Source organism: Treponema sp. SP13 (assembly GCF_050938355.1).
Lineage (GTDB): Bacteria > Spirochaetota > Spirochaetia > Treponematales > Treponemataceae > Treponema_D > Treponema_D socranskii.
The window spans coordinates 1-438 of sequence record NZ_JADOVM010000022.1 but is presented as its reverse complement, the minus strand read 5'-3'; the positions used below and the strand labels follow the sequence as shown (position 1 = coordinate 438).

1 protein-coding gene is annotated in these 438 nt (G+C 30.1%); it reads right to left on the bottom strand.

The window, feature by feature from the left end; genetic code table 11:
* A partial coding sequence (locus IZU26_RS13020; protein ID WP_433279583.1) for a CatB-related O-acetyltransferase occupies positions 1–438 on the bottom strand: 438 nt, incomplete at both ends.

Here is a 438-nt window from a genome sequence, read left to right as displayed (position 1 = left end):
TTTTTCTATTGGCCAATCCCACCATTTTATACTTTCTAAAAGATCAATAATTTCATTATCAAATCTTTTTCGTATTAATTTTGCAGGATTTCCTCCAACGATTGAATATGGTTCTACATCTTTTACTACAACAGAATTTGATGCAATTATTGAACCATTACCTATCTTTAGTCCGGGCATTATTAAAGAATTATAACCAATCCACACATCATTCTGAATTACCGTATCACCTTTAATTGGTAACTCTTCCATTTCTGGTGTTACTTTTTCCCATCCATTTCTAAATATTGAAAATGGATATGTTGTGAAACAATTCATTTTATGATTTGCACCATTCATTATGAACTTAACATCTCGGGCAATGGCACAAAACTTTCCAATAATTAATTTGTCTCCAATGAATGGATAATGATACAGAACATTATTTTCAAAGTTTTC